This is a genomic window from Spiribacter halobius (assembly GCF_020883455.1).
GTDB classification, from domain to species: Bacteria; Pseudomonadota; Gammaproteobacteria; order Nitrococcales; family Nitrococcaceae; genus Sediminicurvatus; species Sediminicurvatus halobius.
On record NZ_CP086615.1, the window covers coordinates 1,122,268 to 1,143,914 of the forward strand.

At 69.1% G+C, this 21,647-nt stretch carries 20 protein-coding genes; 12 read left to right on the forward strand and 8 right to left on the reverse strand.

Going from position 1 to position 21,647, the window contains the following annotated elements; all coding sequences use genetic code 11:
- Position 1: 1 nt before the first annotated feature.
- Entirely contained in the window at positions 2-328 is a 327-nt protein-coding gene (locus LMH63_RS05150) for a cytochrome C oxidase subunit IV family protein (RefSeq protein ID WP_109676800.1), read from the forward strand.
- Positions 329-389: 61 nt separating this feature from the next.
- Here LMH63_RS05150 and LMH63_RS05155 read toward each other — a convergent pair whose 3' ends face one another.
- Positions 390-962, reverse strand: coding sequence for an NAD/FAD-utilizing enzyme (locus LMH63_RS05155; protein WP_109676797.1), 573 nt, complete (start codon positions 960-962; stop codon positions 390-392).
- Between the two features lie 269 nt (positions 963-1,231).
- On the opposite strand from LMH63_RS05155, the gene LMH63_RS05160 reads away from it, so the two are divergent.
- Entirely contained in the window at positions 1,232-1,672 is a 441-nt protein-coding gene (locus tag LMH63_RS05160; protein WP_109676795.1) for a DUF6789 family protein, read from the forward strand.
- A 315-nt stretch (positions 1,673-1,987) separates the two neighbouring features.
- Here LMH63_RS05160 and gshA read toward each other — a convergent pair whose 3' ends face one another.
- Positions 1,988-3,559, reverse strand: a complete 1,572-nt coding sequence (gene gshA, locus LMH63_RS05165; RefSeq protein WP_109676793.1) for a glutamate--cysteine ligase — start codon at positions 3,557-3,559, stop codon at positions 1,988-1,990.
- Positions 3,560-3,669: 110 nt separating this feature from the next.
- Here gshA and mscL point away from each other — a divergent pair, with 110 nt between their 5' ends.
- The 3 genes from mscL (at position 3,670) to phbB (ending at position 6,128) form a co-directional block, all read left to right on the forward strand.
- Positions 3,670-4,170, forward strand: a complete 501-nt coding sequence (gene mscL, locus LMH63_RS05170; RefSeq protein ID WP_199225600.1) for a large-conductance mechanosensitive channel protein MscL — start codon at positions 3,670-3,672, stop codon at positions 4,168-4,170.
- A 93-nt stretch (positions 4,171-4,263) separates the two neighbouring features.
- Positions 4,264-5,208 (forward strand): ring-cleaving dioxygenase, encoded by a 945-nt coding sequence (locus tag LMH63_RS05175; RefSeq protein ID WP_109676789.1) that lies wholly within the window; start codon positions 4,264-4,266, stop codon positions 5,206-5,208.
- Between the two features lie 197 nt (positions 5,209-5,405).
- On the forward strand, positions 5,406-6,128 hold the full coding sequence (gene phbB / locus LMH63_RS05180; protein WP_109676787.1) for an acetoacetyl-CoA reductase: 723 nt from the start codon (positions 5,406-5,408) through the stop codon (positions 6,126-6,128).
- 34 nt (positions 6,129-6,162) lie between these two features.
- Here the strand turns inward: phbB and LMH63_RS05185 are convergent, their stop codons facing one another.
- Both LMH63_RS05185 and LMH63_RS05190 read right to left on the reverse strand, forming a co-directional pair.
- Positions 6,163-6,459, reverse strand: a complete 297-nt coding sequence (locus tag LMH63_RS05185) for an HlyU family transcriptional regulator (RefSeq protein ID WP_109676785.1) — start codon at positions 6,457-6,459, stop codon at positions 6,163-6,165.
- A gap of 523 nt (positions 6,460-6,982) precedes the next feature.
- The gene (locus tag LMH63_RS05190; RefSeq protein ID WP_109676783.1) at positions 6,983-7,537 is read right to left on the reverse strand and encodes a carboxymuconolactone decarboxylase family protein; all 555 of its coding nucleotides are present in this window, start codon (positions 7,535-7,537) and stop codon (positions 6,983-6,985) included.
- A 104-nt stretch (positions 7,538-7,641) separates the two neighbouring features.
- Between LMH63_RS05190 and LMH63_RS05195 the strand changes: the two genes are divergently transcribed.
- The gene (locus tag LMH63_RS05195) at positions 7,642-8,289 is read left to right on the forward strand and encodes a TetR/AcrR family transcriptional regulator (RefSeq protein WP_109676781.1); all 648 of its coding nucleotides are present in this window, start codon (positions 7,642-7,644) and stop codon (positions 8,287-8,289) included.
- A gap of 179 nt (positions 8,290-8,468) precedes the next feature.
- Here LMH63_RS05195 and LMH63_RS05200 read toward each other — a convergent pair whose 3' ends face one another.
- Together LMH63_RS05200 and LMH63_RS05205 are read right to left on the reverse strand one after the other, a co-directional pair.
- Positions 8,469-10,184 carry a M14 family metallopeptidase gene (locus tag LMH63_RS05200; RefSeq protein WP_109676779.1) on the reverse strand — a complete coding sequence of 572 codons (1,716 nt, stop codon included), beginning with the start codon at positions 10,182-10,184 and terminating at the stop codon, positions 8,469-8,471.
- On the reverse strand, positions 10,181-11,410 hold the full coding sequence (locus LMH63_RS05205) for a bifunctional alpha/beta hydrolase/OsmC family protein (RefSeq protein ID WP_109676777.1): 1,230 nt from the start codon (positions 11,408-11,410) through the stop codon (positions 10,181-10,183). The genes LMH63_RS05200 and LMH63_RS05205 overlap by 4 nt, the downstream gene beginning before the upstream one ends.
- A gap of 199 nt (positions 11,411-11,609) precedes the next feature.
- Here LMH63_RS05205 and LMH63_RS05210 point away from each other — a divergent pair, with 199 nt between their 5' ends.
- The 3 genes from LMH63_RS05210 to gabT all read left to right on the forward strand — a co-directional run bounded on the left by LMH63_RS05210 (position 11,610) and on the right by gabT (position 15,524).
- Positions 11,610-12,734 (forward strand): cation diffusion facilitator family transporter, encoded by a 1,125-nt coding sequence (locus tag LMH63_RS05210; protein ID WP_109676775.1) that lies wholly within the window; start codon positions 11,610-11,612, stop codon positions 12,732-12,734.
- Between the two features lie 492 nt (positions 12,735-13,226).
- Positions 13,227-13,928 carry an SDR family NAD(P)-dependent oxidoreductase gene (locus tag LMH63_RS05215; RefSeq protein WP_109676773.1) on the forward strand — a complete coding sequence of 234 codons (702 nt, stop codon included), beginning with the start codon at positions 13,227-13,229 and terminating at the stop codon, positions 13,926-13,928.
- Positions 13,929-14,153: 225 nt separating this feature from the next.
- Positions 14,154-15,524: a 4-aminobutyrate--2-oxoglutarate transaminase gene (gabT, locus tag LMH63_RS05220; protein WP_199225599.1), complete on the forward strand. Its 1,371-nt coding sequence runs from the start codon at positions 14,154-14,156 to the stop codon at positions 15,522-15,524.
- A 192-nt stretch (positions 15,525-15,716) separates the two neighbouring features.
- Here gabT and LMH63_RS05225 read toward each other — a convergent pair whose 3' ends face one another.
- Both LMH63_RS05225 and LMH63_RS05230 read right to left on the reverse strand, forming a co-directional pair.
- Positions 15,717-16,640 carry a methylenetetrahydrofolate reductase gene (locus LMH63_RS05225; RefSeq protein ID WP_109676771.1) on the reverse strand — a complete coding sequence of 308 codons (924 nt, stop codon included), beginning with the start codon at positions 16,638-16,640 and terminating at the stop codon, positions 15,717-15,719.
- 15 nt (positions 16,641-16,655) lie between these two features.
- Positions 16,656-17,852 (reverse strand): glycine cleavage T C-terminal barrel domain-containing protein, encoded by a 1,197-nt coding sequence (locus tag LMH63_RS05230; protein ID WP_109676769.1) that lies wholly within the window; start codon positions 17,850-17,852, stop codon positions 16,656-16,658.
- Between the two features lie 245 nt (positions 17,853-18,097).
- On the opposite strand from LMH63_RS05230, the gene LMH63_RS05235 reads away from it, so the two are divergent.
- The 3 genes from LMH63_RS05235 to LMH63_RS05245 are packed head-to-tail and all read left to right on the forward strand — an operon-like array spanning position 18,098 to position 21,644.
- Positions 18,098-19,078 carry a dipeptidase gene (locus LMH63_RS05235; RefSeq protein WP_109676768.1) on the forward strand — a complete coding sequence of 327 codons (981 nt, stop codon included), beginning with the start codon at positions 18,098-18,100 and terminating at the stop codon, positions 19,076-19,078.
- Positions 19,075-19,584, forward strand: coding sequence for a DUF5943 domain-containing protein (locus LMH63_RS05240; protein ID WP_109676766.1), 510 nt, complete (start codon positions 19,075-19,077; stop codon positions 19,582-19,584). Before LMH63_RS05235 ends, LMH63_RS05240 begins: the two co-directional genes overlap by 4 nt.
- A gap of 5 nt (positions 19,585-19,589) precedes the next feature.
- Entirely contained in the window at positions 19,590-21,644 is a 2,055-nt protein-coding gene (locus LMH63_RS05245) for an oxidoreductase (RefSeq protein ID WP_109676764.1), read from the forward strand.
- Positions 21,645-21,647: the final 3 nt, after the last annotated feature.

Genomic DNA, 21,647 nt, shown 5'->3' on the forward strand with positions numbered 1-21,647 from the left:
CATGGCCAGCGAACAGGCAGAACACGCGCAGCAGCATCCGATCCGCATCTATCTGATCATCTGGGGGCTGCTGTTCGTGCTCAGCGTCTTCTCGTACCTGGTGGACTACGCCGGCTTCGAGGGGCTGCTGAAGTGGACGCTGATCACCCTGTTCATGCTGCTGAAGGCAGGGCTGATCGTCGCGGTGTTCATGCACATGATCTGGGAGCGGCTCGCGATCATCTGCGCGGTGCTGATCCCGCCCGGGGTGCTGCTGGTGCTGATGGCCCTGATGGCGCTGGAGGCGAACTACACGCTGTTCACGCGCCTGCGCTTCTTCCTGCAGTGAGCGCCGGCAGCCCGGGTGCCGCAGGACCGCCGCCGCGAAGCCCTCCGCCCGCGGGACTCGATCAGGGGAAAACCTCCACGAAGAAGCGCTTGATACGGTACTGCGCCCGAACGATCCAGTGGGGTGCCGCCGGCCCCGTGCCGGCTCGCTCCACCGCGGGATGGCGCTTGAGCACCTCGTCCATCAGGGCCGTCTGCCGTGGCTCCAGATCCACGAAGAATACGTGCCGGCCCCGCTCCAGGGCCTGCTCGAAGCCCCGAAAATGCACGTTCGGTGTCTCGATGCCCAAAAGGCCGCCCTCCCAGGTGAAGAACCCGAGCAGGATGATGGCGAGGAAGATGAACGGGATACGCCCGGCGGGCGTATCCGTCCAGCCCGCCAGCTCCGCGATCAGCAGTACGAGTATCGCCGCGGCGATGCCGATGCCGAGGCCGACCAGCCCCGAATGCACCAGATCCTTCTTCATCAGCGCCGATACCGTGTGCAGATGCGGGTGCTTCGCCGCCTCGGCATCGTCCAGGGTGAGCAGATGGATCTGCGAGAACACGATTCCGGAGCGCTCCAGATCCTCCTCGAGACGCTCGAGGTCGTCGAGATCGTCACTGATCAGAAAGTGCCGAGTGAGCTTCTGCATCGTGCTCCCTCCCGGCTGCGGGCAGGTTACTGGCCTGGCGGAAGTATAGTGCGCGTGTGCCGGCTCCGCTGCGGGCGCAACGGTACTGCTCGTCGCCGGCCGGGTCAGACGCCTGGCGGCGTGGGGATTCTCCGGGCGAGGTGGGGCTGCCGCCGCCGGGCAGGAGTCTGCGGCACAGAGTCCCGGGCTTGCAGGGTGTGCCTTCCTGGTCCATACGTTGACTTGGGAGCAGCCATGCCCGGATCGGCCGGGGTTGCGGGAGGACTGCCATGCTGGACCTGAGCAGAGGCGTGATCGCCGGCTTCGTGGCCACGCTGTTCATCTCGCTGCTGATGCTCCTGCGCTTCGCAGCCAACCTCATGACCTGGTTCGACCCGATCGAGGTGATGACGCTGAGCGCGGAGACCATCCTCGGCGTCTCCGGGGGCGAGCTGCTGGGCTGGGGGGTGCATTTCTTCGTCGGCTCGGTGATATGGGGCGTGCTCTACGCCCTGCTGCACGGCCGTATTCCGGGCGCCACGCCGGTCCGGCGGGGCATGATATTCGGGGTGGTCGCGTGGCTGGTGGTGATGGTCACCGTGTTCCCGCTCGCCGGCTCCGGGTTCTTCGCCCTCGGCTTCGGCGGCACCGTCATGTTCACCACCCTGCTGGCGCACCTCATCTTCGGCGCCATCCTCGGCTGGTGCTTCAGCTGGCTGAAGAGCCTCTGAAGGCACCGCCGGTCCGGCTCCCGAGCGCGGCTCCCCCGCCGATCGGCCAGCGTTGCGCGGTGTTGTCGGAGTGCTAGCTTTACGGGTGCTACGGGCCGGAAGCACGTAATAGTCCCGGAAGCGTTCGGGACGCCCTGCATGTCGGGGCCCTCAGGTCACCCAACACGTTGCGTCCAAGACCAGCGAACAGGCTCCTGATTGAACCTCACCGTGCAACGGGTTCGTGGCGGCCCCGGTGGCGGTCGCGCCGCGCGACGCCCGCACCGGGGCCTTATCCGCTCCTACAGGCGTCGTTCCAGCCGCCGGGGCGGCCGGTCAGCCCTGGGCGAAGTAGCGCTGGAGATACGCCTCGAAGGGCAAGGTGTCTGCGGCCTCGATCTCCCGCTGGGCCTCCAGGGACGCCCGCGCCTCCGCGGCGAGGCGCTGGCGGAGGTCTTCGGGGAGCTCGCGGCGGCGAAAAGCGGCGGCGTGGGCGCGGGAGACGCGCAGGGCGAACTGCACGAATTCCTCGCCGCGGTCCTGCATCTCGGCGAGCACCCGGGCGGAGGGCGTGCACCCCGGATCCTCGGCACAGCGGCGGTATTCGGCGAGGACGTCCCGGTAGCGATGGTCGCCGTGGACCTCGTCAAGCAGCTCCGCGGGGCCGGCCATGGCGTCGAAGAGCTCAGCGGCCCAGTCCAGCAGGCGCACCCGGCCGCCGTCACCGCGATGCAGGGTGAGCCGCGGGTCGCGCCCCTGGCGCGCCACCAGACCCTGGTTGGCGTTGATCCAGCCGCGTTCGCGGGCGTCGATAGGCGGGCTCTCCTCCAGCAGGCAGTAGACCAGCAGGATCTCCATGAAGGCGAGCTGACGGGCGTTGACGCCCAGGGGCTCGAACGGATTCAGGTCCAGGGCGCGGATCTCCACGTACTCCACGCCGGCCCGTCGCAGGGCCAGCGTCGGCTGCTCGCCGGACCGGGTCGCGGCCTTCGGGCGCACGAAGCTGTAGTACTCGTTCTCGATCTGCAGCACGTTGGTGTTGAGCTGGCGCCACTCGCCGTCGACGCGGGTGCCGATGCGCTGGTACTCCGGATCCGGCGTGGTAATCGCCCGCCGCAGGCTGGTGACGTACTCTTCGAGATTGTTGTAGGAGATCGAGAGCGCCGCCTGCGCCTTGTTCTTGTAGCCGATGTCGCTCATGCGCAGCGACGTGGCCCAGGGCTCGTAGAAGGTGTGGGCGCCGAGCTCCTGGAAGTGCAGATTCTGGCCGCCGGTGAACGACTTGCAGATGGCGGGAGAGGCCCCGTGCAGAAACGGCACGAGCCAGCCGAATCGCTGGAAGTTGCGGATCAGCCGGAAGTAGAGCTCTGAGCGGAAGGTGCGGAAATCCCCGCGATCCCCCTCGGCGGCCTGCACGGCAGCGAGGAAGTCCTCGCTCAGGGAGTAGTTGAAGTGGATCCCCGAGATGGCCTGCATCGCCCGACCGTAGCGCCAGTCCAGGCCGCGCCGGTAGACGTGTTTCATGCGCCCGACGTTGGAGCATCCATACTCGGCGATGGGTATGCTGCTGTCACCGCCGACGATGCAGGGCATGCTGGTGGCCCAGAGCAGCTCGTCGCCGATGTGGTGATAGGTGTAGTGGTGGAGGCCGTCGAGGAAGTCGAGCAGGTCGGCGGTGTCGGAATACGGCGGGGTGACGAACTCGAGCAGCGCTTCCGAGTAGTCGGTGGTGATCGAGGGATGCGTCAGCGCCGAGCCGAGGGCCTTGGGATGGGGCGTGCGGGCGATATGGCCGTCGCTGGTGACCCGCAGGCTCTCCTTCTCCAGGCCACGGCGACTGCCGCGCAGCAGGCCGCGCTCGCCGTTAAGCTGCAGGTGCTGCACCCGGCCTTCGGCACTCCGCTTCATTCCGCTCCCGGAGGTGGCTGCATGGAATGCGGAATTGTGCCCGCGCGGACGCCGGATTGAAACGACCGCCGCGGCGCGCCAGCGGCGCGCTCGGCAACGGAGGGTAGGTCATGAGAGGCATGCTCGAGGAATTCCGTACCTTCGCGGTACGCGGCAACGTGGTGGACATGGCCGTCGGCATCATCATCGGCGGGGCCTTCGGGACCATCGTCCAGAGTCTGGTGCGGGACGTGATCACGCCGCCCATTGGCCTGCTGCTGGGTGGCGTGGACTTCACCGACCTGTTCGTGACCCTCAAGGAGGGCACGCCGGCGGGCCCCTACGCCACGCTGGCGGCGGCCAACGAGGCTGGGGCGGTGACCATCGGCTACGGCGTGTTTGCCAATGCGGTAATCAGCTTCCTGATCGTTGCCCTGGCGGTATTCCTGCTGGTGAAGGGGGTGAACCGGCTGCGGGCCGCCTACGAGGAGCCCTCCGCACCGGCAACGCCCACTACCCGGTCCTGCCCCTATTGCTGCTCGGTCATCCCGCTGCCGGCGACGCGATGCCCGCACTGCACCTCGACGCTGCCGCCGGGGCCCGCGGCGGAGGCGACGGAATCCGGACCGTGACGGGGCGGCACTGAACCGGATGGCGGCTGCTACGGTCGACTACCTCACCCCGGACGGGCCGGCAGCGGCCCGCCACCGGCCACGGAGAGTCCGATGACGTTACAGGGCATGCATCACCTCACGGCGGTCACCGCCGACCCATCGGCCAATGTCGAGTTCTATACCCGCACACTCGGCCTGCGCCTGGTGAAGAAAACGGTCAATCAGGACGACACCACCGCCTACCATCTCTTCTACGGCGACGGCGTCGCGAGCCCCGGCTCGGACATCACCTTCTTCGATTTTGCCGTGCCGCTGGAGCGTCGCGGCACCCATAGCATCGTCCGAACCGGCTTCCGGGTGGCGGGAGAGGCGTCCCTGAGCTGGTGGCGGGAGTGGCTGGAGCGGATGGGCGTGGTGCATGGCGAAATCGAGACTCGCGGCGGGCGTCGCGTGCTGGATTTCGAGGACCCCGAGGGGCAGCGTCTCGCGCTGGTGGATGACGGCGGCGAGGGCGAGGCCCACCCCTGGTCCGGAAGCCCGATTCCGGCAGAGCACCAGATCCGCGGCCTGGGCCCGGCAGCGCTCAGCGTGCCCGAGGCGGCGCCGACCCATGCCCTCCTGACGCAGGTCCTCGGCATGGAGCAGGTGGCCGAGGAGGCACTGCCCGCCGGCGAGGTGGGCACCCTGCGGCTCTATCGCATGGGGCAGGGCGGCGCGCACGCCGAGCTGCACCTGCGCGAGGAGCCCGGGCTGTCACCGGCACGCCCCGGCGCTGGCGGTGCCCACCACCTTGCCTTCCGCATCGCCGACGGCGACTACGATGCCTGGGCCGCCCATCTGCGTGCCGCCCGGGTACCGAACAGCGGTCCGGTGGACCGGTTCTACTTCCGCAGTCTCTATTTCCGGGAGCCCAACGGCATTCTGTTCGAGATCGCGACCGAGGGGCCCGGGTTCGCCGTGGACGAGCCGCCGGAGCGTCTCGGCGAGAAGCTCTCGTTGCCGCCGTTTCTGGAGGCGCAGCGCCGCAGCATCGAGGCGCGGCTCAAGCCGCTCTGAACGCGGGGCGGGCAAAGGCGGCGCGACTCCTAGCCCGCATATCTCCACGCCCTCGCTTCGCGAATCGGTGAGATATGCGGGCTAGCGTCTATGCTTGACGGGAGTCAGGGAAAACGGGTCCGCGGCTTGGCCCAGCGCCGGCCAGCCCTCACCATGGAATGGCAACGCGAACGCTCGACACAGGAGGAGACAACAAGATGGCGAGAAACGCATTGGTCACCGGCGGCACCCGGGGTCTGGGAGCCGCGATCGCGAAGGAGCTGAAAGCCGCGGGCCATAACGTGGTGGTTACCTACGCGGGCAATGACGACGCCGCGGCGAAATTCACCCAGGAGACCGGGATTCACGCCGAGAAGTGGGACGTGGCCGACTACGAGGCCTGCGAGAAGGGCGTGGCCCGGGTCGAGGAGCGGATCGGCCCGATCGACGTGCTCGTCAACAACGCCGGCATAACGCGCGACGGCACTCTGCACAAGATGGCGCCGGATGCCTGGGAGGCCGTGATCCGCACCAATCTGAGCTCGGCGTTCAATATGTGTCGGGTAGTAATCAACGGCATGCGCGAGCGCGGCTTCGGCCGGCTGATCCAGATCTCCTCGATCAACGGCCAGAAGGGCCAGATGGGGCAGGCCAACTACGCCGCGGCCAAGGCCGGGCTGATCGGCTTCACCAAGTCCATCGCCCAGGAGAACGCCCGCAAGGGCATTACCGCGAACGTCGTTGCGCCGGGTTACTGCGAGACGGACATGGTGGCCGCGGTGCCCCAGGAAGTGCTGGACAAGATCGTGGGCCAGATCCCGGTGGGGCGGCTCGGCCAGGCCGAGGAGATCGCCCAGGCGGTGCGCTACCTTGCGAGCGACGAGGCCGGCTTCATCACCGGCTCCACGCTGTCCATCAACGGCGGCCAGTACATGGTCTGACCGCACGCCCCCGGGCGCGGGTGTGCCCGGGGGCTCAGCCCTTGCCCGTGAACAGGTCCTGGCCCTGCTCGTCCACCAGCCGCCGCGCCTTTAGCAGGCTCATGGCCACCGCGTCTTCCCAGTCTCCCTGAACGTCCGCGCGCACGAATTCCACGGTCTCCCATTCGCCGTCGCGCTCCCGCGCAATGCGCCCGGCGATGCGCCAGCCCTGGGCATCCTTGCGCGGCATCGCCTCCAGGCGGAAACCGGCGTAGTCCTCACTGCCGCCGATTCGGGGCTCGTCGGCCTCACCGGCGCCGCCCGACAGGCGCCGCAGCCATCGCATGATCATCGTCCGCGTCCTCCCGCGCCAGTTACCGCCATTGACGGTAGCACGCCGAGGAGACGCCTCGGCGGCGCGACAACCGCCCGGGATACCACGTGTACCTGTGAGCGGATGAGAGCTTCAGGCCGATTACTCAACACAACGACACAACGGGCACAAAGTTTCACAACGGCGAGAATCTCTTGCCCTCACGTTGTGCACCCGTTGTGCCCGTTGTGTCGTTGTGGTTAATGCCGGCCCTGTATTCGGCAACCTGATTACGCATCTCTTTCCAAGCCGTACCTTCCGGGCGCGTATCCACGGTGCCGTGAGCGATCTTGAGGCCGTGCCGGGGGTGACGCGGGGCGGGAGCGCCCGGGACACGCCGTGAATCCGTCCCTGGAGGCTCGTAGGCGAGATCCCTCTCGCCTATGGTCCCGGCCGCTCCCGCCCCACGCCACCCTACCGACGCCTCTGCCATCTTCCGCGGGCGGTGTTGCCGCAGCTGAGGCTGAGGCACGCACGTAATCAGGTTCGAGGATGACTGCAGCTACGCCGCCGGCTGCCAGGCGTGCTTCTCGAAGGGCTCGTCCAGGGGCGTCTCGGCGATGGCGTTGATGTAGTTGCTCATCACCTTCTGGGCGATGCCGAGGATGACCTCGAGCACGTGGCGGTCCGTGTAGCCGGCGGCCTTGAACGCGGCGATGTCCTCGTCGCTGACGCGGCCGCGCTCGCGGACGAGCTTCAGGGTAAAGCGGCGCAGCGCCTCCAGGCGTTCGTCCGCCAGCGGCTGCCCGTTGCGCAGTGCCTCGATCACGTCTTCCGGGACGTCAGCGCCCTGGGCGATCACGGTGTGCGCCGGCACGCAGTAGTGGCAGTGGTGTTCCACGTTAATGGTCAGCCACACCACGTTCTGCTCCACGGTGCCGAGGCTCGTCTCCTGGAACAGGCCGTGCAGGTCCTGGTAGGCCTTGAGCACCTGAGGCGACTCGGCCATCACGGCATGCAGGTTCGGGATCATGCCGTAGCCCTTCTCCGAGGCCGCCAGCAGGGGGCGGCTGCCCGCGGGGGCGGTGGTCTTGTCGTGCAGGTTGAACTCGGCCATGACGGATCTCCTCTTGAGTGAATGCTCAATTACGAAGCCTACATGGCGTTGAGCGATCACTCAAGTTATGATTGAGCAATCACTCAGGCGAGCGGGAGCACGCCATGGCAAGGGGCCCCCGGCAGGTTCGCGGCGAGGCCGTGGACCGCGCGATGCAGCTGTTCTGGCGGCGCGGCTATCACGCGACGTCGCTGAAGGCGCTGGAGCAGGCGCTGGACATGCGCCCGGGGAGCATCTATGCCAGCTTCGGCAGCAAGGAGGGGCTTTTCCGGGAAGCGCTGGCAAGCTATGCGGAGCGCGGCCTGGCGCGCCTGCGGGAGACCCTGGGAGGGGCGCCGTCGCCCCTCGCCGGGCTGCGCGCCTATGTCCGTGAGCTGGCAGCCGGCTGCCGGGACGGCGCTGCGCCGCCGGCCTGCCTGCTCGTGAAGACCGTGCTCGAGCTCGGCGAGGGCGATGCGGCGGCCCGCCGCGAGGCGGATGCCTTCCTGGCGGCGATGGAGTCGGAGTTCGAGCGGGCGTTCGCCGCCGCCCGTGCCGCCGGCGAGCTCCCCGACCACGTCGACCCCACCCGCCGCGCCCGCCAGCTGCAGATGCAGATCATCGGCCTGCGCAGCTACGCCCAGCGCGCCGTCCCCCGCGAGCAGGTCACCGAGCTCGCCGAGGAAATCATCGCGACGCTTCTGCCTGAACCGCGGGATGGGAACAACCGCAAAGACGCCAAGGGCGCGAAGGTGGGAGGGGCGGGTCGTTGAACACAACGACACAACGGACACAACGATACACAACGCGGGAATGAAGGATTCAAAACGTTGTGTACCGTTGTGCTCGTGGTGTCGTTGTGTTTAATCCCGCGCTATCAACCCTATTCCAACCTTCCGATTTCCTTCGCGCCCTTGGCGTCTTTGCGGTTGTTCCCATCCCGCTGTCCCGTCTAGCCAAGCGTGACGTCCCGCTCCACGCGACCGGCGCGGGGGGATTCGACGCGGATGGTGAGCGGGCCGGTGCCCTCGACGACCCAGCTGATCTCCTGCTCGTGGCGGTTGCCCGGGCTGAAGGGCTGGAACAGGCTGCTGGTGGGGGCGAAGCGTCCACGGCCCCAGCCCGGCAGGTGGGGCAGGCGCCGGGTGGTCTCGCCCGGGGGCACGGCGCCGGCGGACTCGCCGCTCAGGCTCGCCTCAGGCGGGTGATTCCAGCGCAGCCGGCGGGCCGAGGGCAGGCCGGCGGTGGAGAGATAGCCCTCGTTGCGCAGCATCACCGTCACGCGGCTCACCCCCTGCCCGAGGGGCGTCACCACCGGCTCGTCCAGGACCAGCCGGGGCGCCAGGGCGGCGATTCTCACCCAGAGGCCGGCCACGGCATCGCATAGCGTCGGCAGGCGCTCGTAGGGCGGGTTGCTCACGCCCACCCGCGGATCCCAGCCGCCCACCTCCACGGCGCCAAGCTGCGGGTGGCGCGCCGGGCGCCAGGGCTGCAGGATGCGGCGGCGGTTGTGGCGGCGGTCCCAGCGTCCCAGCGCCTCGATGTCGGCGGTCTCCAGATGGGTGTAGTGGTCGACGAACGGCCGCCGGCGCTCGATGCCGAGCTGACGGAACAGATCCCAGAGCTCGCAGACCACTGCCAGGCAGCCGCGCTGATGGTAGGCGTAGTCGGTCAGATCGCCGCAGAGCGGCTTGCCCGGCTCGTAGGTGAACTCCTCGTGGCCGCTCACGGTGGGGTAGCCGGTGAGCTGCTCGGCCCATTGCTCGAGCTGGCGGTAGACGGCGAGGTCGCCGCGGTCCATCGCCGTGTCCGGCTGATCCCCGGGCGGGCGGATGAACACGCCGCCGAAGGTGTGCAGGTTGAGCCAGGCAAAGATCTCCGGGTGTTCCTCGGCAAAGGCCGCCACGGCGCGGGATTCCGGCTCGCTCAGCGGATACGGGCCCGCGCCGCTCTGCCGCTCCTCGGGGGCCCACTGCCAGGGGAAGTTGCGGTTGAGATCGGGGTGGTTGTCGCCGAGAAAGTCCGGGGCGGGCAGGGTGTGGCCGTCGAAGGGCTCGATCACGCCCTCGGGGTAGAGTCGGTAGAAGGGCCCCGCGTCGTCCACCTCGCGCAGGCGCATGAGCCCCGGCACCGCACTCGACTCCACGTAGTCCCCTGCCGGATCCTCGATGCGCATGGACAGCGCCATACCGTCACCGTCGATGTCGCGCGCGAGCCAGCGCGGGCGGCTGGCGTGACGGCGATGATCCCGCGGGACGGAGCGCACGTAGCGCCCGGTCTGCAGGACGGTCTCGGCGCCGTCCGGCGAGAGCCGGGGCAGGATGTGGAAGGTCACTCCCCGCGCGGCCTCGATTACCGGCGCCGGCAGGTCCGGCAGGCCGGCGCCGCCCGTGTGCAGGGCGATGGCGGCCTCGGCGACGGTGAGCGCCACGCTGGAGCCGGAGACCTCACCCGCATGCATGTTGCCGTCCACCCACACCGCCGGCCGCGGCGTCCCGTCCGCCGGGCCGACGGTAAGCAGCCACAGGGGCCGGCCCTCGGGGCTCTCGCCGAGGCTCTGCAGGCCGACGTGCTCCGGGTGGGCCTCGGCCCAGCGGCGGAGTTGCCGGGTGAGGGTGTCGAAGTCGAGGTAGTCGTGACGGAACGGACGCTGGCGGCGTCGGCTCATTCGTGTCTCCCTTCGGCAAGCTCGGTGAGCACCCGGATCTCCGAGTGCAGCGTGCGGTGCACCGGGCAGCGATCGGCGATCTGCAGCAACCGCTCGCGCTGCGGGGCGGTGAGCTCGCCCCGCAGCTCGATCTGGCGCGTAATGCGGTCCACCTGCCCCTCGCGGGTCTCGCAGTCCTCGCAGTCGCGGGCGTGAATGCGGTCATGGGCAAGGCGCACGGTCACATGCTCCAGTGGTAGCTGCTTGTGGCGGGCGTACATGCGCAGGGTCATGGCGGTGCAGGTCCCTAGCGCAGCCAGCAGCAGATCGTAGGGCCCGGGGCCGGAGCCGAGACCCCCGACCTGGCGGGGCTCGTCGGCGATCAGGCTGTGACCGGCGGCGAGCACGCGCTGCTGGAAGTCGCCTTCCCCGGTCTCGCTGACCACGACTTCACCTTCCTCCCCGGCGGTGTCCTCGGCCGCCTCCGGCTCCGGCAGGTAGCGGGCCGCCCAGGCGGCGATCACGCCGGCGGCGTAGTCCGCGTCCGCGCTGCGGGTGAGCAGATGGTCGGCATCGTCCAGGGAGACATAGCTCTTCGGGTGCTTCGCCGCCTCGAAGATACGTCGGGCATGGTCCACCCCGACGATCCGGTCGGTGGGGGCATGCAGAACCAGCAGCGGGCGGCGCAAGTCCGCTATAAGCGCCTCCAGGCGCTGGTCGCGGAAATCCTCCAGGAAGCGGCGCTGCACCCGGAACGGGCGCCCGCCCAGATTGACCGTCGCCTCGCCCTCCGCCTCGATGGTCTCGATGGCCTCGCCCAGGTGGCGCAGGGTGTGCTCGGTCTCCGCCGGTGCGCCGATGGTGGCGACGGCGCGGCATTCCGGCACGTCGCCAGCGGCAGCGAGCACCGCCGCGCCGCCCAGGCTGTGGCCCACCATGATCGCGGGTGCGGCGTGCTCTGCGCGCAGCCAGTCAGCGGCGGCGATCAGGTCCTCGACATTGGCGCTGAAGCCACTGTTGCCGAACTCGCCCTCGCTGCCGCCGAGCCCGGTGAAGTCGAAGCGCAGGGTTGCGATGCCCCGCGCCGCCAGTGCCCGGGCGATGTGGCTCGCGCCCTTGCTGTCTTTCCCGCAGGTGAAGCAGTGGGCGAACAGGGCAAAGGCGCGGGCGGGACCCGCCGGGCGGTCAAGCCGGGCGGCCAGTCGCTGGCCGTCGCGGCCGGGGAAGTCGATGCGCTCGCTGCTCATGCCGTGGTTCTCCGTGGCGGGCCGGAACCGCGACGATACCGCGCCGCGCAAAGCGCCGGCCATCCGCATTAGCCCCGACCGTCCCGGCGGGAAGGGTTCGCGCTTCCCGCCTCCTGCCCACCATCTCCACGCCCTCGCCTCGCGAATCGGTGACAAATGCGGGCTGGTAGACTCCCCATCCCCACCACGGAGGGCGTCCATGGCCAGCACCCACGCTCCAGCACCGACCGCCGAGCATGTACGCAGCGCCCACCGCGTGACGCTGCTGGGTGCGCTGGTGAACCTGGTGCTCAGCCTGGTGAAGATCGGCGCGGGGCTGCTTGCCCAGTCCCAGGCGCTGGTGGCCGACGGCCTGCACTCGCTCTCGGACCTGCTCTCCGATGTCGTGGTGCTGCTGGCCACCCGCTACGGCCGCCAGGCGCCCGACGCCTCGCACCCTTACGGGCATGAGCGCATCGAGACCTTCGGCACGTTGCTGGTGGCGGGGCTGCTGGTGCTGGTGGCGGGCGCCATCGCCTGGGAGGCCATCGGCCGGCTGCAGGTCACCGGGCCGCCGGTGCTGCTCGCCCTGGCACTGCCGGTGGCAGTGGTATCCGTCCTCGCCAAGGAGGCGCTCTACCAGTACACGCAGCGTGCTGCGCAGCGCCTCCGCTCCGACCTGCTGGTGGCCAACGCGTGGCACCACCGCAGTGACGCCATCTCCTCGGTCATCGTCCTCGCCGGCCTGGGCGGCGTGGGGCTCGGCCTGCCCTGGCTGGACGCCGTAGCGGCGCTGCTGCTCGGCGGAATGATCGCGCTCATGGCGCTGCGGCTCGGTGCCCGGGCCGTGGCGGAGCTCGTGGACACCGCGCCACCAGAGGTCGAGCGCGAGGCGATGCGCGGCGCCGCCGAGCAGGTGCCGGAGGTGCGCGGCGTGCATGACCTGCGGGCCCGGCAGATGGCGGGGCGGCGGCTGGTGGATCTGCATGTGGAGGTGGCGCCGGAGATCAGCGTTTCCGAGGGGCATCGCATCGGCCATGAGGTTTCGCGGCGTCTTCGGCGCGGCTTCGGTCCAGTGGACGAGGTCACCTTCCATATCGACCCGGTTGCGGACCGTACCGGCCGCCGCCGCGCTCGGGGCCCGCAGCCGCCCCTGCGCGATGCCCTGTTCGCCGAGCTGTTCCCGGACGGGCTGCCGCAGGACGTGCGCTGCCTGCTGCACTACCTGGATGACCGGGTGAGCGTGGACCTGCTCCTGCCCCCCGGCACGCCGCCCCCCCTGGTCACCGCCCGCCGCCCGGAATGGCTCGAGGAGATCCGTGTCTGGCAGCGCGCGGAGCGCTGAGCAGCGCTAGCCCTTTTGCCGCCCGTTGCTGGGTAAGCACAGGCGCATGCCTGTGCCGGGTGCACCCATTGCGGGGTCTCCAATCCTTGCGAGCTTCACGCGCCGGGGCAGGGCAGAGGAGGCGGCAGCGCCTCCCGGGACACGCCGTGAACCCATCCCTGGGGGCTCGGATGCGGCATCCATGCCGCATACGGTCCCGGGAGGCACTGCCGCCTCCTCTGCCTTCCGGCCGCCTTGGCTCATCGATGCGCGCGACAAGCCCGGGCGGCTGACGGGCCGGGTGTGGTGTCTTCTTCCGGAACCGTATGCGACAGGGATGTCGCATTCGAGCCCCCAGGGACGGGTTCACGGCGTGTTCCGGAAGAAGACACCATACCCGGCCCTGCCTCGGCGGCCCGAGCAGCTTGGCGTCTCCCGGCTCTAAACCTGGCGGCCGGGGTGTCAATACCGCATGATTTTGCATGCCCTGCAGCTTGTTGGAGGAGGTGGCCGATGAAACCCGTGTGCATCGTGAACGGCGTAGGGCCAGGCAACGGCGCCGCCTTCGCCCGGCGCTTCGCCACGGAAGGCTATGCCGTCGCGCTGGTGGCCCGGAGCCGCGAGTTCTCCGAGGGGCTGGCCGCCGAACTGGGGGCTGACGCCCGGGCCTACACCTGCGATCTTGCCGATCCCGAGGCCGTCGCCGGCACCTGCGCCCGCATCGCGGATGAGCTGGGTACACCGACAGTGCTGTTGCACAACGCCGGCGGCGGGATCTGGGGGGATTTCCAGGAGATCGATCTGGAGGGCTTCGAGCAGTCCTGGCGGGTCAACGCCCTCGGCCTGCTCGCCGCGGCGCGGGCGGTGGCGCCGGGGATGCGCGCCGCCGGCGGCGGCAGCATCGTTGTCACCGGGGCCACCGCTTCCCGTCGCGGCGGCGCGAAGACTGCCGCCTTCGCCAGCGCCAAGGCAGCCCAGCGCAGCCTGGCGGAATCCCTGGCAAAGCGCCTGTGGCCCGATGGCATCCACGTCTCGCTGATCATCGTGGACGGCGTGGTGGACCTGCCCCGGACCCGCGAGCGGATGCCCGACAAGCCGGACGAATTCTTCCTCAATCCCGACGACATCGCGGCCACCGCCTGGTGGCTGACCCGGCAGCCCCGCTCGGCCTGGTCCTTCGAGGTGGAGGCGCGCCCCTTCGGCGAGCGCTGGTAGCCACGGAGCTGCGGCGGTGCGAACGATGTACACCCGTCGCAGGCATATGCGCCTGCCGAAGTCGCACCGCCACACCTGTTAAGCTAGGGGTGGAGCGAACAGTGAGGGCTGGCGCGTGTCGTGCCCGGCGCAGTAGTGACCACCCGCGCCCGGACGCAGACTGAACCCTGAATGGCTGCGGCAGTCCCCAATGCATACCCATGAATGTGGTCGGGAGGGCCCGATATGACTGCGACCAACACCGATTTTCATGCCCCCGCCGGCATGCCGGCGGAACACGGCGGGCACGCGGGTGCCGGCTCCAAGCGAGCGGGCAAGCTCAGCAACGAGGAACTGCAGGCGCTCAAGGAGCGTTACGTGGCGGCGGGCGCCGCCAGCCCGAACGACCAGTTCGCCGACCACGCCTTCAACGCGGAGGTGTGGGACGCCAACGGCAAACGCATGATCGATTTTGCGGGTGGTATCGGTGTGCTGAATCTCGGGCACCGGCATCCGAAGGTCGTGGAAGCGGTCAAGGCGCAGATGGACCGGCTGATGCACACCTGTCAGACGGTGATGCCCTACGAGGGCTACGTGAAGCTGGCGGAAAAGCTCAGCGGCGTCGTGCCGGTGCGCGGCCATGCCAAGGTGATGCTGGCGAACTCGGGCGCCGAGGCGCTGGAGAACGCCATGAAGATCGCCCGCGCCGCCACCGGCAAGACCAACGTCATCTGCTTCGACGGTGGCTATCACGGGCGTACGTTCTACACCATGGCCATGAACGGCAAGGCCGCGCCCTACCAGACCGACTTCGGACCCATGCCGGGCACCGTCTACCGCGCGCCCTATCCGGTGCCCTATCACGGGGTGTCGGAGGACGAGGCGCTGCGTGGTCTGCACATGACCATGAAGGCCGACTCCCCGGCGCGTAACACGGCGGCGATCGTCATCGAGCCGGTTCTCGGCGAGGGGGGCTTTTACGCGGCGCCGGCGAGCTTCCTGAAAGAGATCCGCCGGATCTGCGACGAGAACGACATCCTCATGGTGGCTGACGAGGTGCAGAGCGGCTTTGGCCGAACCGGCCGGATGTTCGCCATCGAGCACAGTGGCGTCGAGCCGGACATGATGACCATGGCCAAGAGCATGGCCGACGGCATGCCCATCTCCGCGGTGGTCGGCACCGACCGCGTCATGGACGCCTCGGGGCCGAACTCCCTGGGTGGCACCTACGCCGGCAGCCCGAGTGCCTGCGCCGCGGCGCTGGCCGTGTTCGACGTGTTCGAGGAAGAGGACATCCTCGGCAAGAGCCAGCGTCTGGGCGAGAAGCTCCACGAGCGCTTCAGCCAGTGGCAGGCGCGCTTCGCGCACGTAGACAACGCCCGTAACCTTGGTCCCATGGCCGCCTTCGAGCTGGTGGAGAGCAAGGACAGCCACACGCCGCGGCCGGACCTTGCCGCCGCGGTCACCAAAAAGGCCAAGGAGAACGGTCTGATCCTGCTCAGCTGCGGCATGTACGGCAACAGCCTGCGCTTCCTGATGCCGGTGACCATCGAGGACGAGGTCCTGGAAGAGGGCCTGTCCATCCTCGAAAAGAGCCTGGAGGAGGTGGGAGCCTAGGAGGCTGCGCCGGTCAAACGCCGCGTATCTCTCCGCCGGGGGGATAAAACACAACGACACAACGGGCACCACGTAACACAACGTAAGAGAAGAGAATTTCTGTCCGTTGTGATTCGTTGTGCCCGTTGTGTCGTTGTGTTTAAGACGGCCGTGGAATCAGTAATTTGAGGCCTCAGCGGGGGCTCCCCCGCCTCAGGCCAGGTCCGGCTGGCCGTAGTCGGTGCTGAAGCCGCCTTCCTCGTCGGGTTCGGCCGGCTGGCAGTAGGGGGCCATGGCCTCCAGCATGCGGTGCCGCCAGCGCTGGAGGGGCTCGATCTGGTTGAAGGTGTTGAGGTGGAAGTTGACCAGGCGCACGGTCGGGTCCTCGAACAGCGGCGCCAGCCGCCAGACCAGATCGTCCGGCGTGTACTCCCCGCCCAGCAGGTGCCCGAACAGCCCGTTGCTGCGCCGGAGCACCTTCGCCGAATTGCCGATGCCGATGCGCATCGCCAGCCCCAGCAGCCTGCGCGGCTCCATGACCCCCGGCAGGCCCACGTGCACGGGTAGCCCGGGGCCGCGCCCGGCCATGTCCCGCAGCCACTCGATGATCTGGTCCGGGTCGAAGCAGATCTGGGTGACCAGGTAGCTGGCGAAGGCCGCCTTGGCCTGCATGGCCTGCTCCAGGGTCGCGGCGTCGATCAGCGCATGCCCCTCCGGATAGGCCGGGATGCCCACCCGGGCCGGCCGTGGCTCCAGCTCTGCCATGGCCTGGAGCAGCTCGTGCCCCCCGGCGAACTCGCCCACCGGGCGCGGCGCATCGCCGCCGATCACGAACACCTCGTCCATCCCGGCCGCCTGCAGGCGCTCCAGGATGGCCTGCAGGTGATGGCGGTCCTGCACCAGACGGGCGGCGAGATGGGGCACCACCAGGTGGCCCATGCCCGCCAGCAGCTCCGCGCTCTCCAGCGTCCGCTCGATGCCGTGCTTCGGCGAGCAGGTCACCGTGATGGCCGAGCCGCGGGGCAGCAGCCCCGCCTGCTCGAGCATCCCGCGGATGGGAATGAGCTCCCAGCGGGGCGCGGCGAGCGCCGCATACCCCGCGTCCAGACTCTGCGTCATGGGAGCGACTGCGCTCATCGGTGCCTCCCTGCCTCAGCCCTTGGGGATGTCCTTGGAGGGGTCCATGAAGGGCTTTGGCACCACCACGGCGTGCTGGCGACCGGACTGGGTGTCGATCAGCAGCTCGGTGCCGAGCTCGGTGTAGTCGATCGGCACCATGGCGTAGCCGATGTTCTTGTCCAGTCGCGGCGAGCGGCAGGCGGAAGTGACCTGGCCGATGCGCTCCTCGCGGGTGCTGTGCACCGGGAAGACGTCAATCATGGAGCCGTCGGTGAAGCAGCCGACACTCGGGCCGTCGATCTCCACGCCCACCAGCTTGCGCTTCGGCCCCTCCGCCTTGACCTTCTCCAGCGCGGCGCGGCCGATGAAGTCCTCGCTGTGGCGCAGGTCGACCATCCAGTCGTAGCCCATGCCCACCTCGAAGGGGTTGGTGTCGTACCAGATGTCGCAGCCGAAGGCGAGAATGGCCCCTTCGATGCGGCGCATGTGGCAGGGTCCGATCACCTGCATGCCCTGCGGCCGGCCGGCCTCGAACACCCGGTTCCAAACGTGCTCGGCGTTGACCGTGGCGTCGCGGACGTAAATCTCGTAGCCGATCTCGCCGGTGTAGCCGGTGCGCGAGATGACCACCGGGATACCGTCGAGGGTGGTCTCCATCAGGTGGTAGTAGGGGATCTGCAGGACCTCCTCGCCGAAGAGGTCGATCATCACCGGCTTCGCCTTCGGCCCCTGCACCTGCACCGGGGCGACGTCCACTTCCTGAATGGTGACGTCCATGCCGCTGTTGAGCGCAATGCCCTTGCACCAGAGCAGCACGTCGCTGTCGGCGAGGGAGAGCCAGAAGCAGTCCTCACGCAGGCGCAGCAGCACCGGGTCGTTGATGATGCCGCCGTCCTCGGCGGTCACGAACACGTACTTGCACTGCCCGACCTTGCACTTGTTCATGTTGCGCGGCACGAGCTGCTGGGTGAACGCGAGCGCGTCCGGTCCGCTGATCTCGATCTGGCGCTCCACGCCCACGTCCCAGAGGGTGACGCCCTGCACCAGGGCCCAGTACTCGTCCACCGGATCGGTGTACACACGGGGATGGTAGTGATGGTTGTACACGCTGTACTTGCGCACCCCGTGGCGGCGTGAGCAGTAGAAGAAGGGCGACTTGCGGATCCGCGGGTAGAGCAGGATCTCCGGCGCCTCATGGGTGTGCTGCAAGCTCTCGATGACCTGGGACATGGGCTTTCCCCTCCACGACGACTTGGCTACCAACCGCCCGCCCGGTGGCGGCGCGATGGCCAGACACTAGACCGGCCGCGGCACCGCCAGCCCCCCTGCAACGACAGTCACTTGCGCCTGCGCGCCAGCGCCCGCGCGCGTGTCGCTGTGGCCAAAGTCGCGGTCGCGAGGGAGCCAGTTGTGGGGGCGGGCTGCTCTACCGTTGGGTTCAACAGCAGACCGCGGCCCGCGGGGAGGAAGCCGGAATGGAGAGCGCCCAGCTGCACCGCGACGCCGTCGTCATCGATGGCCTGATCATCGCCCGCTTCGGCCGCGAGGTGTTCGAGGACATGCGTCGCGGCGGCCTCACCGCGGCCAACTGCACCTGCAGTGTCTGGGAGGGCATTCACGGCACACTGGAAAACCTGGCGTGGTGGGAGCAGGCCTTCCGCGAGCACGCGGACCTCATCCGCCCGGTGCACGGCACCGCGGACGTCCGTGCAGCGAAGGAGGAGGGCCGGACGGGCATCATCCTCGGTTGGCAGAACAGCTCCGGCATCGAGGACCGGCTCGACTTCCTGCCCCTGTTCCAGCGGCTCGGCGTGCGGGTGATCCAGATCACCTACAACACCCAGAACTACGCCGGCAGCGGCTGCTACGAGTCATCCGACTCCGGGCTTTCCGACTTCGGCCACGACCTGGTGGCGGAGATGAACCGCCTCGGCATCCTCTGCGACCTCTCCCACGTTGGCCCGCGGACCAGCCGCGACGTCATCGAGGCGTCACGGGCGCCGGTGGCCTACACCCACTGCCTGCCGGCGGGGCTCAAGGCCCATCCGCGCAACAAGTCCGACGAGGAGCTGCGCTTCATCGCCGACCGCGGCGGCTTTGTCGGCGTCACCATGTTCCCGCCCTTTCTCGCCAAGGGCTCCAACGCCGTAGTGGACGACTACGTCGAGGCCATCGAGTACGTCATGAACCATGCCGGCACCGCCCAGGTGGGCATCGGCACGGACTTCACCCAGGGGCACGACGAGGCCTTCTTCCACTGGATCACCCACGACAAGGGCATCGGCCGCAAGCTCACGGAGTTCGGCGAGATCGTGAATCCCGAGGGCATGCGACGCATCGGCGATTTTCCGAATCTCACCGAGGCCATGCTGCGGCGCGGCTGGCCCGAGGAGCGGGTGCGCGGCGTGCTGGGCGAGAACTGGCTGCGCTTCCTCGGGGAGGTGTGGCAGGCATGAGCGCGCCGGAGATCCCCATCGAGGTGGACGAGGCCACCGGGGCCTGGCTCTCCAACGGCCTGCCCATGATCCTGCTGCCGCGCCATTTCATCGTGAACATCTGGCGCGAGCTCGCCGGCGGGCCGGGGGAGGAATCCCTGCGCGAGGCCGGTCGCCGCTCTGCCGCGGAGTGGTGCCGCAAGGAGGCGGAGCGCACCGGCGAGGACGGACCGACCGTGGTGCGTGCCTACTTCGCGAGCCTTTCCCGGCGCGGCTGGGGCCGCTTCGAGGTGCAGGCCCTGGATGGCCGTCACGGCGTCGCCCGGGTGCACGTCCACCATTCCGCCTTCGTCGCTGACGGCCGGGCCACGGCGCCGGCCTGCGGCTTCTTCGTCTCCTGGCTGGAGGGCGCCATGGCCTGGCTGGCGAGCGCCGGGGGGCATGGTTGGCTGCCGGAGGCCGTGGAGCGGCACTGCGCCGCGGCCGGCGGCGGATTCTGCGAGCTCGAGGCCCGACCGAGAGGGTAACTGCCATGGCCCAGTACGAGCATCTCCTGAGCCCGTTCCGCCTCAAGGGCCTGACCCTGCGCAACCGTGCCGTGAGCACCGCGCACTCCGAGGTCTATGCCGAGGACGGCGTGCCCGGTGAGCGCTTCATCCGCTACCACGCCGAGAAGGCCCGGGGCGGGCTTGCGCTCACCATCATCGGCGGCTCCTCCTCGGTGGCCCGCACCAGCCCCACCACGTGGTGGAGCTCGCTGGATGTCGCCTCGGACCGCATCATCGAGCCGCTGGGCGAGCTCGCCGACGCCGTGCACGGCCACGGCGGCGCGGTCATGATCCAGCTCACCCACATGGGCCGGCGTAGCCGCTGGGACGGCCAGAACTGGCCGCATCTCTACTCGGCGAGCGGGGTGCGCGAGCCGCTGCACCGCTCCGCCTGCAAGACCATGGAGGTGGAGGAGATCCGCCAGGTGGTGCGCGAGTATGCCGCCGCGGCGGCTCGGGTGAAGGCGGCGGGCCTGGACGGCATCGAGATCTCCGCAGCCCACCAGCACCTCATCGACCAGTTCTGGTCGCCGCGCACCAACCAGCGCACCGACGCCTACGGCGGCAGCCCGGAGAACCGGCTGCGCTTCGGCATGGAGGTGCTGGAGGCGGTGCGTGGCGCGGTAGGGGAGGACTTCATCGTCGGCCTGCGCCTCTGCGGCGACGAGTTCCATCCCGACGGTCTCGACCAGGAGGCGCTCATCGACATCGCCCGCCGCCACGCCGACAGCGGGCTGATCGACTTTCTCAGCGTGATCGGCTCGGGCGCGGACACCCACGGCACCATCGTCAACTGCATCCCCAACATGAGCTATCCGCCGGCGCCGTTCCTCTACCTCGCCTCGGCGATCCGCTCCGAGGTGGATGTGCCGGTGATGCACGCCCAGAACATCAAGGACCCGATGTCAGCCGAACGGGCCCTGGCCGAGGGGCATGTGGACCTGGTGGGCATGACCCGCGCCCACATCGCCGACCCGCACTTCATCAACAAGCTGCGGGAAGGCGAGGAAGACCGCATCAAGCAGTGCGTCGGCGCCAACTACTGCATAGACCGCCAGTATTCCGGGCTCGACGTGCTCTGCGTGCAGAACGCCGCCACCTCCCGCGAGGCCACCATGCCGCACATCATCGTCCGCGGCGAGCGCGAGCGCCGCGTGGTGGTGGCAGGGGGCGGCCCGGCAGGGCTCGAGGCCGCACGGGTCGCCGCCGAGCGCGGTCACCGGGTGACGCTCTTCGAGCGCGAGGAGGACGTCGGCGGCCAGGTGGAGATCGGCGCCAAGGGCCCGGTGCGCGATCAGCTCGGCGGCATCATCCGCTGGTACCGCCTGGAGCTCGCCCGGCTGGGCGTGGACCTGCGGCTCGGCCGGGAAGCGGATGCCGGCACGGTGCTCGGCGAGGATCCGGAGGTGGTCATCATCGCCACCGGCGGGCGCCCGGACACCGGCCATCATCCCGGCTGGCGTGCCGCCGAGGGGCTCACCGTCTCCACCCACGACATCCTCACCGGTCGCGTCGCCGCCGGCGAGCGGGTGCTGGTGTTCGATGCCATCGGCGACTACCCCGGGGTGACCTGCGCCGACTTCCTCGCCGAGCGCGGCAGCCTGGTGGAGCTCGCCACTCCGGACATGGCCATCGGTGAGGATCTGGGCGGCACCACGCGCCCGGTCTATCACCGCCGCCTGCTGGAGCGGGACGTGGTGTTCACCCCCAATGTCTTCCTCAACGAGGTCTATGCCGAGGGCGACTCGCGCATCGCCGTGCTCGCCAACGAGTACACGGGCGCCGAGGAGGAGCGGGAGGTGGACCAGATCGTGGTGGAGCACGGCGTGAAGCCCGACGAGGCACTCTACTACGCGCTCAAGGACGGCAGCCGCAATGCCGGCCAGGTGGACATGGACGCCCTCTTCGACGCACGGCCGCAGCCGGATTTCGCCGCCGACGGCACGGGCTATCTGCTCTATCGGCTGGGCGACTGCGTCTCGCCGCGCAACATCCACGGCGCCATCTACGACGCCCTGCGCCTCGTCAAGGACCTGTGAGCG